Annotated in this window: 14 protein-coding genes; 13 read left to right on the top strand and 1 reads right to left on the bottom strand. The window is 73.8% G+C overall.

Going from position 1 to position 14,351, the window contains the following annotated elements; translation table 11 throughout:
* From AB0637_RS11015 to AB0637_RS10955, 13 genes are all read left to right on the top strand, one after another.
* On the top strand, positions 1 to 855 hold an 855-nt coding region (locus tag AB0637_RS11015; RefSeq protein ID WP_366172155.1), incomplete at its 5' end, for an HNH endonuclease signature motif containing protein.
* A 199-nt stretch (positions 856 to 1,054) separates the two neighbouring features.
* A complete protein-coding gene (locus tag AB0637_RS11010) occupies positions 1,055 to 2,095 on the top strand; it encodes a PhoH family protein (RefSeq protein WP_366172153.1) in 1,041 nt (346 codons plus the stop codon).
* A gap of 4 nt (positions 2,096 to 2,099) precedes the next feature.
* Complete coding sequence (ybeY, locus tag AB0637_RS11005) at positions 2,100 to 2,621, top strand: rRNA maturation RNase YbeY (protein ID WP_366172151.1); 522 nt, start codon at positions 2,100 to 2,102, stop codon at positions 2,619 to 2,621.
* 2 nt (positions 2,622 to 2,623) lie between these two features.
* A complete protein-coding gene (locus AB0637_RS11000) occupies positions 2,624 to 3,940 on the top strand; it encodes a hemolysin family protein (RefSeq protein WP_366172149.1) in 1,317 nt (438 codons plus the stop codon).
* Entirely contained in the window at positions 3,933 to 4,865 is a 933-nt protein-coding gene (gene era, locus AB0637_RS10995; RefSeq protein ID WP_366172147.1) for a GTPase Era, read from the top strand. The genes AB0637_RS11000 and era overlap by 8 nt, the downstream gene beginning before the upstream one ends.
* A 24-nt stretch (positions 4,866 to 4,889) precedes the next feature.
* On the top strand, positions 4,890 to 6,944 hold the full coding sequence (locus AB0637_RS10990) for a phage holin family protein (RefSeq protein WP_366172145.1): 2,055 nt from the start codon (positions 4,890 to 4,892) through the stop codon (positions 6,942 to 6,944).
* A 19-nt stretch (positions 6,945 to 6,963) separates the two neighbouring features.
* Positions 6,964 to 7,821, top strand: a complete 858-nt coding sequence (locus tag AB0637_RS10985; RefSeq protein ID WP_366172143.1) for an MBL fold metallo-hydrolase — start codon at positions 6,964 to 6,966, stop codon at positions 7,819 to 7,821.
* Between the two features lie 9 nt (positions 7,822 to 7,830).
* Positions 7,831 to 8,445, top strand: a complete 615-nt coding sequence (locus AB0637_RS10980; RefSeq protein ID WP_366172141.1) for an HAD family phosphatase — start codon at positions 7,831 to 7,833, stop codon at positions 8,443 to 8,445.
* Entirely contained in the window at positions 8,442 to 9,467 is a 1,026-nt protein-coding gene (locus AB0637_RS10975; protein ID WP_366172139.1) for a LacI family DNA-binding transcriptional regulator, read from the top strand. Before AB0637_RS10980 ends, AB0637_RS10975 begins: the two co-directional genes overlap by 4 nt.
* A 73-nt stretch (positions 9,468 to 9,540) precedes the next feature.
* Positions 9,541 to 10,434, top strand: a complete 894-nt coding sequence (locus AB0637_RS10970; protein ID WP_366172137.1) for a sugar ABC transporter permease — start codon at positions 9,541 to 9,543, stop codon at positions 10,432 to 10,434.
* Positions 10,431 to 11,231 carry a carbohydrate ABC transporter permease gene (locus AB0637_RS10965; RefSeq protein ID WP_366172135.1) on the top strand — a complete coding sequence of 267 codons (801 nt, stop codon included), beginning with the start codon at positions 10,431 to 10,433 and terminating at the stop codon, positions 11,229 to 11,231. Before AB0637_RS10970 ends, AB0637_RS10965 begins: the two co-directional genes overlap by 4 nt.
* A gap of 35 nt (positions 11,232 to 11,266) precedes the next feature.
* Entirely contained in the window at positions 11,267 to 12,652 is a 1,386-nt protein-coding gene (locus AB0637_RS10960) for an extracellular solute-binding protein (RefSeq protein WP_366172133.1), read from the top strand.
* Complete coding sequence (locus AB0637_RS10955; RefSeq protein WP_366172131.1) at positions 12,649 to 13,317, top strand: heme utilization protein; 669 nt, start codon at positions 12,649 to 12,651, stop codon at positions 13,315 to 13,317. The genes AB0637_RS10960 and AB0637_RS10955 overlap by 4 nt, the downstream gene beginning before the upstream one ends.
* 42 nt (positions 13,318 to 13,359) lie before the next feature.
* Here AB0637_RS10955 and AB0637_RS10950 read toward each other — a convergent pair whose 3' ends face one another.
* Complete coding sequence (locus AB0637_RS10950; protein ID WP_366172129.1) at positions 13,360 to 14,340, bottom strand: aldo/keto reductase; 981 nt, start codon at positions 14,338 to 14,340, stop codon at positions 13,360 to 13,362.
* Between the last annotated feature and the right edge of the window lie 11 nt (positions 14,341 to 14,351).

The raw sequence follows: 14,351 nt of genomic DNA, 5'->3' as shown, positions 1-14,351 counted from the left end.
CCCGGGCTGGACCACATGACCTACTTCACCGCCGTCGGCACCCCCACCCACAACCTCACCCTGCTCACCACCTTGCGCCGCGCCGCCGCCGACCAACTGCGCGCCGACACCCTCGCCGGCCGCGGTGAAGAGCGGACCGAGGACCAGGCGATGTACGACGTCCTGTTCGCCCGCGTCACCGGCCTCGACCTCGTCACCGACCCGCTCCCGGTCACCCTCGAACTCGTCATGGACGAAGCCGCCCTCCTGCGCGGCGGGAACACCTCCGCGCGGGTGTGGTGCGACGGCATCGACGGCGGACCCCTCCCCGCCCGCCAGGCCCGGGAGCTGGTCCTGGACGCTGCCGAACGGGACCAGACGTGGGTGCGCAGGCTGTACACCGCCCCGGACACCTCACCGGCCGCGGGTGAACTGGTCGCGATGGACGCGAAGTCCCGCCTCTTCCCACCGGCGCTGGCCCGCTACCTGCGACGGCGGGACCAGGTGTGCGCCACCCCGTGGTGCCAGGCACCGATCCGGCACCTGGACCACGTCACCCCCTGGGCGCGGGGAGGCAGGACGAGCGTCGCCAACGGGCAAGGTCTGTGCCGGTCCTGCAACTACACCAAGGACCTGCCCGGCTTCACCACCAGCAGCGACGACCGCGGCCGGACCGTCCTGACGGTCAGGACCGGGCACCGGTACCGGCGCGAACCACCGCCGGTGCTGGGGCACCCCACCCTGCCCGAACGCCGCACCGCACAACGCCGCACCGCACAACGCCGCACCGCAGAGCGGCGCAGGATCGCTCGCCGCTCCACCGACACCCCCGAGACCGCTCCCGCGACGGGAGGGCACTGGACCCGCGCCGGGTGACGGCGCTGACGTCGACGCGTCCTCGACGCCCGCCCGGGTGGCCACCGCCACCCGGGCCGGCCGTGCTGCTCCGGTGGGAACGGCTGCGCCGGGAGTGAACCCGCGAGCCCTCGACCGCGCCGCTCGTTAGGATCGTCCCGACAGCGCGGACCCCACCGCGACCTCTCAGCACGGAGGCGAACGGCCCCTCGGGGCGATCATGGCCAGCACCGACACCACTCCCGAACCCCCGGCGCAGTCGCGGCACGTCATCGTGGTGCCGCCCGAGGTGCCGATGGTGGGTCTCCTCGGCGCCCGCGACGAGCTGCTCCGCGTCCTGGAGCGGGCCTTCGCCCGCACCGACGTGCTCGTCCGCGGCAACGAGATCACGGTCACCGGTGCGCCGGGCGAGGTCGCCCTCCTCGAGCGGCTCGTGGACCAGATGACGGCCGTCCTGCGCAGCGGTCAGCCCCTGTCGCCCGACGCGGTCGAGCGTTCCGTCGCCATGCTCCGTGCGCAGGCCGCGGGCACGGCCGACGACCGCCCCGCCGACGTGCTGACGATGAACATCCTGTCCAGCCGGGGCAAGACCATCCGTCCCAAGACGGTGAACCAGAAGCACTACGTCGACGCCATCGACTCCCACACCGTGGTCTTCGGCATCGGCCCGGCCGGGACGGGCAAGACGTACCTCGCGATGGCCAAGGCGGTGCAGGCGCTGCAGGCCAAGCAGGTCAACCGCATCGTCCTGACCCGGCCCGCCGTCGAGGCGGGGGAGCGGCTCGGGTTCCTGCCGGGCACGCTCACCGACAAGATCGACCCGTACCTGCGGCCCCTGTACGACGCGCTGCACGACATGCTCGACCCCGACTCGATCCCGCGGCTCATGGCCGCCGGGACCATCGAGGTCGCGCCGCTCGCCTACATGCGTGGTCGCACCCTCAACGACGCCTTCATCATCCTCGACGAGGCCCAGAACACCTCGCCCGAGCAGATGAAGATGTTCCTGACCCGCCTCGGGTTCGGCTCCAAGATCGTCGTCACGGGCGACGTCACCCAGGTCGACCTGCCCTCGGGCACCGAGTCGGGTCTGCGGGTCGTGCAGGACATCCTCGAGGGCATCGAGGACGTCCACTTCACGCGCCTCACCTCCAGCGACGTCGTCCGGCACCGGCTCGTGGGCGAGATCGTCGACGCGTACGGACGCTGGGAGGAGGCCCGCCCGCGGGTCACCACCCCGCACGCCGCGCGGAAGCGGTGACCGCGTGAGCATCGAGGTCGTCGACGAGAGCTCGTTCGCGGCGGGGCGGGGCGTGGACACCGTCGAGGTGTCCCACCTGGCCCGGTACGTGCTCGACGAGATGCGGGTGCACCCGCTCGCCGAGCTGTCCGTCCTCATGGTCGACGTCGAGGCCATGTCCCGGCTCCACGTGCAGTGGATGGACGAGGAGGGCCCGACCGACGTCATGTCGTTCCCGATGGACCAGCTGCGGCCGGGTCGGGAGGGCGGCACGAGCGAGCCCGGGCTGCTCGGCGACGTCGTCGTCTGCCCGGAGGTCGCCGCGGCCCAGGCGAAGGCGTCCGGGCACGCGACGGCCGACGAGGTCCTGCTCCTCGTGACCCACGGGATCCTGCACCTGCTCGGCTACGACCACGCCGAACCCGACGAGGAACGCGAGATGTTCACGCTGCAGCGCAGGCTCGTGCTGGGCTTCCTCGCCCGCATCGGCCGTCCGGGCGACCCGACCCCCACGGTCGGGCACCGCGCGCTGCCCTCGGGGGACTGACCGTGGGTGCCCCCGCCGGGCCCCTGCTCGTGCTGGCGCTCGTGCTCGTCGTGGCCGCGGCCCTCATCGCGGCCGCCGAGTCCGCCATCGCGGGCACCTCACGGCGCCGGGCCCGCGACCTGGCCGAGGACGGTCGGCGCGGCGCCCCGGAGCTGGCGCGGGTGCTCGAGACCGCCTCGCCCGTCATCGCCGTCTGCACGCTGCTGCGCGTGGTCTTCGAAACCCTTGCCGCGGTGTGCGTCACCGTCGTCGTCGCGAGCTGGGTCGACTCCTGGTTCCTCGTCCTGCTGCTCGCCGGCCTCGGCATGTCGGCGCTCGACTTCGTCCTCGTCGGCGTCGGCCCCCGCACCCTGGGGCGGCTGCACGCCGAGTCGGTCGGCCTCCTCGCCGCGCCCGTCCTGGCCCCGCTGGCCACGGTGCTCGGCCCGGTCGCGCAGGCCCTGGTGGCCGTCGGCAACGCCGTCACTCCCGGCCGGGGGATGCGGCACGGGCCGTTCGGCTCCGAGGCGGAATTGCGCGAGATCGTCGAGCTCGCGGGGGAGACGTCGGTGATCGAGGCCGGCGAGCACCGGATGATCCACTCGGTGTTCGAGCTGGGCGACACCCTCGCCCGCGAGGTGATGGTGCCGCGCACCGACGTCGTCACCACCCGCCGCGGCACTGGCCTGCACGAGGCCGAGGCGCTGTTCCTGCGGTCGGGCTTCTCCCGGATGCCCGTCGTCGGGGACGACGCCGACGAGGTGCTGGGCGTCGTCTACCTCAAGGACATCGCCCGGCGCTTCCACCTCGACCCCACCGGGGCTCGCGCCGTCCGCGTCGAGGACGTCGCCCGCCCCGCGGTCTTCGTCCCGGACAGCCTGCCCGTCGACGACCTCATGCGGCAGATGCAACGCGACAACGTCCACGTCGCCGTCGTCGTCGACGAGTACGGCGGGACGGCCGGCCTGGTGACGATCGAGGACATCCTCGAGGAGATCGTCGGGGAGATCTCCGACGAGTACGACCGCGGTCGACCCGACGTGGAAACCCTGCCCGACGGCGGTTTCCGCGTCTCCTCCCGCCTGCACGTCGAGGACCTCGGAGAGCTGTTCGAGCGCGAGATCGAGGACGACGACGTCGACACCGTCGGCGGGCTGCTCGCCAAGACCCTCGGCGAGGTCCTCGTCCCCGGCGCCGTCGCGGAGGTCCACGGCCTGCGCCTGGAGGCGGACGCGCGCGAGGGCCGGCGCAACCAGGTGCGGACGGTCCTCGTCCACCGCCTGCCCGAACCCGATCCAGAACTGGTCGACGACCGCGCCGGAGGGCGAGAACATGACTGAACAGCAGAGCCCCGCACCCCAGCCCCGGCCGCACCGGTCGGGGTTCGCGTGCCTCGTGGGCCGTCCGAACGCCGGCAAGTCGACGCTCACCAACGCGCTGGTGGGCCAGAAGGTCGCCATCACGAGCTCGCGGCCGCAGACGACCCGGCACACCGTGCGCGGCATCGTCCACCGACCCGACGCCCAGCTGGTCCTCGTCGACACCCCGGGGCTGCACCGCCCGCGCACCCTGCTGGGGCAGCGCCTCAACGACCTCGTCCACGAGACGCTGGCCGAGGTCGACGTCGTCGCCCTCACGCTGCCGGCCGACGAGAAGATCGGACCCGGCGACAAGTTCATCGCTGAGGCGCTCGGGGCGATCCCGCGCTCGACGAAGGTCGCGCTCGTCACCAAGACCGACAAGGCGTCCAAGCAGCAGGTCGCCGAGCAGCTGCTGGCCGTCACCGCCCTCGGTGAGGAGGTGCTCGGCGGGTTCGCCGACGTCGTGCCCGCCTCGGCCCTGACGGGCGAACAGGTCGACACCGTCGCCGAGGTCCTGCTCTCGCACCTGCCCGAGGGCCCGCGGCTGTACCCCGACGGGGAACTCACCGACGAACCCGAGATCGTCATGGTCGCCGAACTCGTCCGCGAGGCCGCGCTGGAGGGGGTCCGGGACGAGCTGCCGCACTCCCTGGCCGTCGTCGTCGAGGAGATGGCCGAGGGCGACAACGGGGTGCTGACCGTCTTCGTCTGGCTGTACGTCGAGCGCGACTCCCAGAAGGGCATCGTCATCGGCAAGGGCGGGTCCCGGCTCAAGGACGTCGGCACCCGCGCCCGCCGCCAGATCGAGGCCCTCCTCGGCACTCGCGTCCACCTCGACCTGCGCGTCAAGGTCGCCAAGGACTGGCAGCGCGACCCCAAGCAGCTGCAGCGGCTCGGGTTCTGACGCACCCGCCGACCTCACCCACCCGTGCGCTCCTGGTTCGCCTTCACGGCCCGCGACACGCGGGACCTGCTGCTGTCGCTGCTGCCCACGGCGTTCGCCCTGTGGATCAGCGTGCACCTCGTGGCGGGCGTCCAGGTGTCCTCCCCGTTCTGGCTGCTCGCCTCGGCGGCCGTCCTCGCGATCGGTGACCTCCTCGTCCGGCCCCTGCTGGGACCGCTCGTGGCCGTGCTCGGTCCGCTCGTCACGGTCGTCATCGGCGTCGCGGTCCAGCTCCTCCTGCTGCACACGGCGCTGACGGCCGTCCCTGGCCTGGACCTGAACTCCTTCAACGCGCTGTGGCAGGTATACTTCTGGACGGGCCTGGTCGGCGTCGTCGTGCGCTGGCTCGTCGGCTCCAACGACGCCCGCTGGGTCGTCCGCGGGTTGTTGCGGCACCGGACCCGCCGGGCGGGGGACGGACGACCGCCCGGGCTGCTCGTCGTCCAGGTGGACGGCCTGTCGATGCCGTTGCTGCAGTTCGGCCTGCACTCCGGGACGTTGACGACGATCGCGCGCTGGCTGCGGCAGGGCAGCCACCTCGCCGAGGGGTGGCGGGCGCAGCTGCCGTCGACGACCCCGGCGAGCCAGGCCGGTCTGCTGCACGGCAGCACCGCGGAGATCCCCGCGTTCCGCTGGTGGGACCCCGAACTCGGCCGCGTCCTCGTCGCCAACCGCCCCGCGGACGCCGCCGTCATCGAACGCCGCGTGCGCGAGGCGGCCCACGCCGCCGGTCGCACCGGTCTGCTGGCCGGGGACGGCGCGAGCATCGGCAACCTGTTCTCCGGGGAGGCCTCGCACGCCCACCTCGTCGTCTCGACCTCGCGCGCCGGGGGTTCCGGCCGCCCCTACCTGCGCTACGTCGCGCGGCCGTTCGTGCTGCTGCGCAGTCTGATCCTCACCCTCGGCGAGATCGTCAAGGAGCTCTACCAGGGCTGGCAGCAGCGGGTGCGCCGCGTCGAACCGCGCATCCCGCGCCGCGGTTGGTACGTCCTGTTGCGCGCCCTGACGAACGCCCTGCTGCGCGACCTCAACGTGTCCCTCGTCGCGCAGGCTCTCGCCGACGGCCGGCCGGTCGTCTTCGTCGACTTCCTCGACTACGACGAGGTCGCCCACCACGCGGGCGTGGCGCGACCGGAGTCCCTCGACGCGCTCGCCGGGATCGACCGCGTCCTGCAGACGCTCGCCGACGTCGCCGACGTGGCGCCGCGGGAGTACCGCGTCGTCGTGGTCTCCGACCACGGACAGGCGCAGGGGCCGACGTTCGCGCAGGTCAGCGGGAAGCACCTGCAGGACCTCGTCACCGAACTGCTCGACGCGGCGGGCCCGGGCCACGACGGGCAGGGCGGCCACGACGGCGAGACCCACCCCGTCGTGACGACGGCGGCGGGGGAGGAGATGCGCGGTCGCGTCGACGTCCTCGTCCGCGAGTTCGGCACCCCGGCCCGGTCCGAACGCGTCGCGGCCCGGCACGAGGCCGAACCGGCGCCCGTCCGCGACACCGTCGTCGTCGCGACCTCGGGCTGCACGGCGCTGCTGTCGGTGCCGGAGGCCCCGCAGGGTCGGCTCGACCTCGAGGAGCTGCGGACCCGGTGGCCGGCTCTGCTCCCCGGGTTGCTCGCGACACCCGGGATCGGCTTCGTGGTCGGCCACCGGGGCGCGGAGGTGGTGGTGCTGGGGCCGGCGGGGGACCGCGAGCTCGTCTCGGGCCGGGTGAACGGCACGGATCCGCTGGCGGTGCTGGGACCGCGGGCGGCGGTGGACCTGCTGCGCGTCATGCGCTTCCGCACGGCGCCGGCCCTGCTCGTGCACTCCTGCGTGGACCCGGTGACGGGGGAGGTCCACGCCTTCGAGGAGCAGGTCGGTTCGCACGGTGGGCTCGGCGGGTGGCAGACCGAGGCGGTGCTCGTGCACCCCTCGGAGTGGAAGGTGGACGAGGACCTGCGCGACCGCACGGTCCCGGGTGAGGCGCCCCTCGTGGGGGCCGCGACGGTGCACGACCAGCTCGTGCGGTGGATGCGACAGGTCGGACTGCGGCCGTGACGCACTGGGAGGAGCCCTCGTGGCTGTCGACGTGACCTGGTTGGGGCACTCCACGGTGACGGTGGACGTGCGGACCCCGCGGGGCCGGCTGCGGGTGGTGACCGACCCGGTGCTGCGCCCGGGCCTGGCACACCTGCGCCGCCGCCCCCGCACGCCGGCACCGTCCGCCTCCGCGGGGTGCGACGTCGCGCTCGTCTCCCACCTGCACCACGACCACCTCGACCTGCCGTCGTTGCGCCGCCTGCGCCCGGCCGTCCTCGTGACCCCGCCGGGCTCCTCGGACTGGGTCCGCTGGCGCCTTGGGCGTCCGGGAACGCAGGTCGTCGAGGTCGCCGTCGGTGCCACCCGGGAACTGCGGGTGCGAGAGGAGACGGTCGTCGTCACGGCGCTGCCGGCCCACCACGCCGGTCACCGCACGGGCAGCGGCCTCAGCCGGGCGCCGCTCGACGCGGTCGCCGTGGAGCACCTGGTCCGCATCCCCGACGCCTTCCCGCACCGGGACCCCGACGACCTGCTGCTGTGGGCGATCGGGGACACGGGCGAGTTCGAGGGTTCGGACGAGGTGCTCACCGCGGGCGGCCGCTCCCCGGACGTCGCGCTCGTGCCGGTGGGCGGCTGGGGCCACACGCTCGGCCCACACCACCTCGACCCGCGGCAGGCCGCCGAACTCGTGGCGCGCACCCGACCCACGCACTCCGTGCCCGTGCACTGGGGGACGCTGCACCCCGTCGCCCTCGGGCGCACGATGGGCGACCGCTTCGTCGAACCGGGCCCGGCGTTCGTCGCCCACGCCGGGAGGCTCGGGGCACCGGGAGCCGTCGACCTGGGCATCGGTGGCCGCCTGCGCCTCGACGACCGGGGGACCGTTCTGTCGTAGGGTTCCCGTGTGGAACGTTCCCTCCCGCAGTTGCCCGCTGTCGTCGTCTTCGACGTGGGTGGGGTGCTCTCGGCCCCCGAGGGCGGAGTGCCCGAGGTCGCGGCCGCGCTGGGGGTCCCCGCGGACGTCCTCGCCCCCGCCTACTGGCGCCACCGCGACGGCTACGACCGTGGCGACGACGCCCGCACCTACTGGTCAGCCGTGCTCACCGACCTCGGCCTGCCGCTCGACCGGATCGAGGACGTCGACGCGGTCGACGCCCGCCGGTGGGGGGCTCCCACGCCCGCCGCGGGTGGACTGCTGGCCGCCGTCTGCGCGAGCGGCACCCGCACCGGGATCCTGTCCAACGCACCGCACTCCCTCGCCGGCGTCGTGCGGGCCGCGGCGTGGAGCCGCCCCCTGGAGCACCTCGTCTTCAGCTGCGACCTCGGTGTCGCCAAACCCGAACCCGCCTCCTACGCGGCCGTCGAGGAGGCCTTCGGCGTCCCGGGGGAGCAGGTCGTGTTCCTCGACGACCGGCCCGTGAACGTCGAGGCGGCCCGGGCGCGGGGCTGGCGCGCGCACGTGTGGACCGGTGCGGAGGCCGCGTGGGCGACCTTGACCGCGGAGGCGGACCGCGCGTGAGCACCGCGGTCCCGACCATCCTCGACGTCGCCGCGCGGGCGGGGGTCTCCAAGTCGGTCGTCTCGCGGGTCCTCACGGGCGCCCCGGGGGTGGCGGCCTCGACCCGGGAGCGGGTGCAGACCGCCGCGACCGAACTGGGCTACGTCGCCAACGCCATGGCCCAGGGGATGGTCGCGCGCCGCACGCACACCCTCGGGGCCTTCGTCCGGGACGCCGCGACGCCGTTCTACGGCCACCTGCTGACGGCCCTGCAGGAACGCGCGTCCGCCGTGGGCTACCGGATCGTCACCGCGACCGGCTCCGGCACGTTCCCCGTCAGCGAGGAGCGCCGGGCGCTGGAGACCCTCGTCTCCCTGCGCGTCGAGGGTCTGCTCGTCTGCAGCGGTGCGCTTCCGGTCGAGGACGTCCTGCCCCTGGCGGCCCGCGTGCCGACGGTCGTCGCGGGGCGGCCCGAGACCAGTCCGGCGTTGTCGAGCGTCTTCTGCGACGAGCGCGGTGGGGGTCGTGCGCTCGCGGATCACGTCCACGCCCTCGGGCACCGCCGCGTCGTCGTGCTGACGCTGGAACCGCGGACCTCGCTCACGCTGTCCCCGCGCAGCCACGCCATGGCCGACCGGCTCCGGGAGCTCGGCGTCACGGTGCGGGCCGTTCGAGCCGAGGACCACCGCGACGCCCGCCTCGACGGGGTCGGCGAGGTCGTCGAGACGGCCCTGGCCGACCGTGCGACCTGCCTCATGACGGCGAGCGACCGGTACGCCGTGGCCGCGCTGGAGGCGTTGCAGCAGCGGGGGATGCGCGCCCCGGAGGACCTGTCCGTGACGGGGTACGACGGGATCGGTGACCTCGCCGGACCGTTGCTGGGGCTGACCTCGTGGCGCCAGCCGCTGGACGTCGTGGGGGCGCTCGCCGTCGACGAGGTCGCCGCCGCCATCGACGCCCGGGCCGCGGGGACCCCGGTCCCGACGCGCCACCGGGCCGTGGACGGGTCCCTCCTCGTGGGCCGGACCGCCGGCCGCCCCTGATCCCCGGGGCTTCACGCGACGTTCACCTGGGGAACGTTCCCTAGGTCTACCGGAGAGTGGGAACGTTCCCCTCATGACAGGGAACGTTCCCCGCCGCTCCTCGGCGGCGCGCCCCGGCACCGGAGCGCTCCTCGTGCTGCCGGGGCTGCTGCTCCTGGCGGTCTTCTCCTACTGGCCTCTCGTGCGCAGCGGCTGGCTCAGCCTGCACGGCAGCGACCTGCTGGGCCGCCCCACCCGCTGGGTCGGTCTCGCGAACTTCGACCGGGTGCTCACCGACCCGACTCTCCTGCGCGTCGTCGGCACCACCGTCGTTGTCACCGCGGGCAGCGTCGTCCTCGCCACGGGCACCGCCCTGGCCGCGGGACTGCTGCTGCGGACGACGGGACGTCGGGTCCGTGCCGTCGGTGGTGTCGTCCTCTCGCTGCCCTTCGCCTACTCCGCCGCCGCCGCGTCCGCGACCTTCGCGGGGTTGTTCACCCCGAGCGTCGGGGTGCTGGACCGGGCGGCCACGGCTCTGGGGTTCACCGGTCCGGGCTGGCTCACCGACCCGGTCTGGGCCGTCGTCAGCATCGTCCTCGCCACGGCCTGGTACGAGGCGGGGTTCGCGGTGCTCGTCGTGCTCGCCGCCCTCAGCCGGCTCGACCCCTCCGTCCTGGAGGCCGCCGCGCTCGACGGCGCCGGGGAACTGCGCACGGCGGTCTCGGTCGTCGTCCCCGCCCTGCGACCCAGCCTGCTGTTCCTCGTCGTGACGCAGACCGTGACGGGGTTGCAGATCTTCACCCAGGTGCAGGTCCTCACCCGTGGCGGCCCGGCCGGTGCCACGACGACCATCGTGCAGGAACTCTACGAACGGGCCTTCGGCGCGGGGGTGCCCCAGTACGGCGTCGCCTCCGCGCTGGCCCTCGTCCTGCTCCTGCTCGTCCTCGCCGTCAGCGCCGCGCAGTTCCGGCTGGGGCGGGAACGGTGAGGCTGCTGCGCGTCCCGGTGCTGGCGCTCCTCGTCCTGCTCGTCGCCTTCCCCGTCTACGTCACCCTGACGACGGCGTTCCTCGACCCCGCCGCCGTGGCGGCCGGCCGGTTGTGGCCCGACCCCCGCGCGTTCACGTTCGACAACGTCCGCGCTGCGCTGCAGTCGATCCCGCTGCTGCGCCAGTACGGGGTGAGTGCCGCCGTCACCGTGCTGCAGGCGGGGAGCCAGGTCGTGCTGGGGGCGCTGGCCGCGTACGCGCTGGTGTTCCCCAGCTGGCGCGGCCGCGGGCTGGCCCTCGCGCTGTTCCTCGCCACCCTCGCGGTGCCGGGGGAGTCGACCGTCATCCCGAACTACGAGACCGTCACGTCCCTCGGCCTGCGCGACACCGTCCTGGCCGTCGCCCTGCCGTTCCTCTGCGCGGCCTACCCCGTCTTCCTGCTGCGGCAGGCGTTCTCGGACCTGCCGCGGGAGGTGTGGGAGGCCGCCACCCTCGACGGCGCCGGCCACCTGCGCATCCTCGTCCGCGTCGTCGTGCCCATGGCCCGCGGCCACCTGGCCACCGCAGCCCTCTGGTCGGCCCTGGCCGCCTGGAACGGCTACTTCTGGCCGCTGCTCATCACCGACAGCCCCGACGCCCGCACCGTCCAGGTCGGGTTGTCCCAACTCGTCGTGGCCGAGGGCAGCACCCCCGGCGTCGTCTACGCCGGAACCCTCGTCGTCCTCCTGCCCACGCTGCTGCTCGTCCTGTGCGGGCAGCGGTTCCTCGTGCGCGGCCTCGCCGCGCGCCAGTCCTGACGACCGTCCGAGAAACCCCGAGAGAGGGAACTCCCGTGGAACACCCCACCCGCCGCGCGGTCGCGACCGCGCTGCTGGCCGCGCCCGTCCTGGCGTCGTGCTCGTCCGGAACCCCGGACGCGTCCAGTCCCCGCCGCTCGGCCCCCGGCCCCGACGCCCTGGCGTCGGCCGGCCCCCAGACCGTCGTCCTCTGGCACGGTCTGGGCGGTGCCGCCGGCACCGCGCTGACCACCGTGCTCGACGCCTGGAACGCCGCCCCCGCGACCCCGGGGATCACCGTCCAGGCCGTCTACCAGGGCAACTACAGCGACGTCCTCGCCAAGTACACCGCCGCCCTGCGCGACGGCAGCACCCCGCACGTCCTGCTGACCAGCGACGTCACGACGGGTTTCGTCAAGGACGCAGGCCAGACCGTCAGCGCGAGCGCCCTCGCCGCCGCGAACCCCGGGGACCTCGACCTGGACGTGCTGCGCCCGGCCGCGCGGAACTACTACACGGCGGGCGGAGTACTGCTGTCCGTCCCGTTCAACACCTCGCTCCCGCTGCTCTTCGCCAACGACGCCCTGCTGGCCCGCGCCGGCGTCGACCCGGCCTCGCTCACGACGATGACCGGCCTCGACACCGCGGCCCGCGCGGTCGTGGCGAAGGTCCCGGGGGTCAAGGGCTTCTGCCACCCGACGGCCGACGGCTGGTGGTTCGAGCAGGTCACCGCGGCCGCGGGCGACCTCTACGTCACCCCCGACAACGGCCGCAGCGGGACGGGGGCCACGGCGCTCAGCCTGCACGGGCCCGCCCAGCGCGAGGCGCTGGACCTGCTGACGAAGCTCCACGTCGACGGCACCGCCCTCGTCGTCGGCGCCAACGGCGACGCCGCGATCCAGGCCTTCGCCGCCGGCCAGGTCGCGCTGATGTTCAACTCCTCCGGGGCCATCGGCTCGCTCGCGAAGACCGGGGCCACGGGGTGGTCCACCCACCCGTTGCCGCTGTCCGGACCCGCCGCGAGTTCCGGGCCCCTCATCGGCGGCGCGTCGTTGTGGGTGGACGGGAAGCACGAGGCGGCGGCCCAGGTCGCGGCCTGGAAGGTCGTGAGCCACCTGGCCTCTGCGTCCGTGCAGGAACGGTTCTCGCAGGCCTCGGGCTACGCCCCCGTCAACGTGCAGGTCGACGACAGTCCGACCCAGCGCGCGTTCCTCGCGGAGAACCCGGCGTGGGCCGTGGCCGTCGAGCAGTTCGCCACGGCCGCGACGTCGGGGGCGACCGCGGGAGCCCTCACGGGCGCACTGCCGGGTGTGCGGGCCGCCGTCGTCCCGGCCATGGACAAGGCCTACGGCGGCGACGAGACCCTCGACACCGCCCTCGACGAGGCCACGAAGGCCGCGGACACCGTCATCAGCGACTACCGGGAGCAGGCAGGACTGTGAGCCAGGAGACCACGACCAGGACGACGGCAGGACCGGAACGACCGCGCGAGGTGGGCGACCCGTTCCGCTACGGCGTCTACCTGCGTCCCGACCCCGCGACGTGCCTCGCGGTCACGACCGTCACGGGGCAACTGCGTGCCCAGTACGGGTTCCTCTCGGCCGGCGCGTTCCCCCCGCACGCCACCCTGGTCGGCAGCCAGCACGTCGGCCGCGACGAGGCCGCGCTCGAGGCCGCCCTCGACGCGGTCCTGCGGGACCGGCCGGGGTTCGACGTCCACAACGCCGGGGTCCGTCCCTTGGGGATCGGGTACGTCTACGACGTGCACCACCACGCCGACGGGTCGGTGAACACCGACCTGCTCGATCTGGCGCGGGCGGTCGACGCGGCCGTGGAACCCCTGCGCGTCCCCATGGACAACCCGAAGGAGAACGTGTTCGACCCCGCCACGTTCAACGCCCACCTGTCGCTCGCCTCGCACGACCTGTACGAACGCCCCGACCTCGCGGCGGAGGTCGGGGCGTTCGTGGCGGAACTGCCGGTGCCGTTCAGCCGCGTGTTCCGCGGTGACACCGTCACCCTCTACCGGACGGCCAGCGAGGACTGGACCGGCCGGTGGTGGCGCACCCTGCGGTGGGAGCACCTGCGCACGTGGCGACTGGGCTGAGCCGGACCTGCGGGACGGTGCAGCCCGCGGCCGGCGGGGGGCTCAGAAGAACGTCGGCTGCCGCGGCACGTAGTGCTCCTCCAGCGCCGCGACCTCCTCGTCGGTCAGCTCGACGTCCAGGGCTGCGACGGCGTCACGCAGGTGGTGCACCTTCGTCGCCCCGACGATGGGGGCGTCGACGACGGGGTTGCGCAGCACCCACGCGAGGGCGACCTGCGCCATCGGGACGCCCCGCTCGCCCGCGATCCGCTCGACCGCGTCGACGATGCCCTTGTCGCTGTCGAGCCGGACGGGATTGCCCTTGGGGTCGGTCCGCGGCTCGTCCCCGGCGCGGGCCGTGCTCTGCTCGTTCCAGGGACGGGCCATCTTCCCCGCCTGCAACGGTCCCCAGGGGATCGAACCGACGCCCTGGTCGGCCAGCAGCGGGAACATCTCCCGCTCCTCCTCGCGCTGGCCGAGGCTGTACTGGTTCTGCATCGACACGAAGCGCGTCCACCCGCCGAGGTCGGCGGCGCTCTGCAGCTTCGCGAACTGCCAGGCCCACATGCTGGAGGCGCCGAGGTAGCGGACCTTGCCCGCCTTCACGACGTCGTGCAGGGCCTCCATCGTCTCCTCGACGGGCGTGCCCGGGTCGAAGCGGTGGATCTGGTAGAGGTCGATCCAGTCGGTGCCCAGGCGCCGCAGGGACGCGTCGACCTGCTCCACGACCGCGCGCCGCGAGAGCCCGGACTCCCCGGGGCCGGGGCCCATCTCCCCGAACAGCTTGGTCGCCAGGACGACGTCCTCGCGGCGGGTGTACTTCTTGATCGCCTCTCCGGTGACGCGCTCGGAACTACCGCGGCCGTAGACGTTGGCGGTGTCCCAGAACGTGATGCCCAGTTCCACGGCTTCGCGGAAGACCGGCTCGGCCGCTTCGGCGTCCAGGGTCCAGGTCTGCTGCTCGTTGCCGTCGCCGAAGCTCATGCAGCCGAGGACGATCCGGCTCACGGTCAGACCGGTCGGGCCCAGGTGGGTGTGGTGCACGGTGTCTCCTC

It is taken from the genome of Kineococcus sp. NPDC059986 (assembly GCF_040702905.1).
Lineage (GTDB): Bacteria > Actinomycetota > Actinomycetes > Actinomycetales > Kineococcaceae > Kineococcus.
Note: the sequence above shows the minus strand (reverse complement) of the source record. Positions and strands in the feature narration are given on the sequence as shown.

Coding starts and splice junctions, on each gene's coding strand:
- AB0637_RS11010 (WP_366172153.1), top strand. CDS start 1,055: ATGGCCAGCACCGACACCACTCCCGAACCCCCGGCGCAGTCGCGGCAC.
- era (WP_366172147.1), top strand. CDS start 3,933: ATGACTGAACAGCAGAGCCCCGCACCCCAGCCCCGGCCGCACCGGTCG.
- AB0637_RS10970 (WP_366172137.1), top strand. CDS start 9,541: ATGACAGGGAACGTTCCCCGCCGCTCCTCGGCGGCGCGCCCCGGCACC.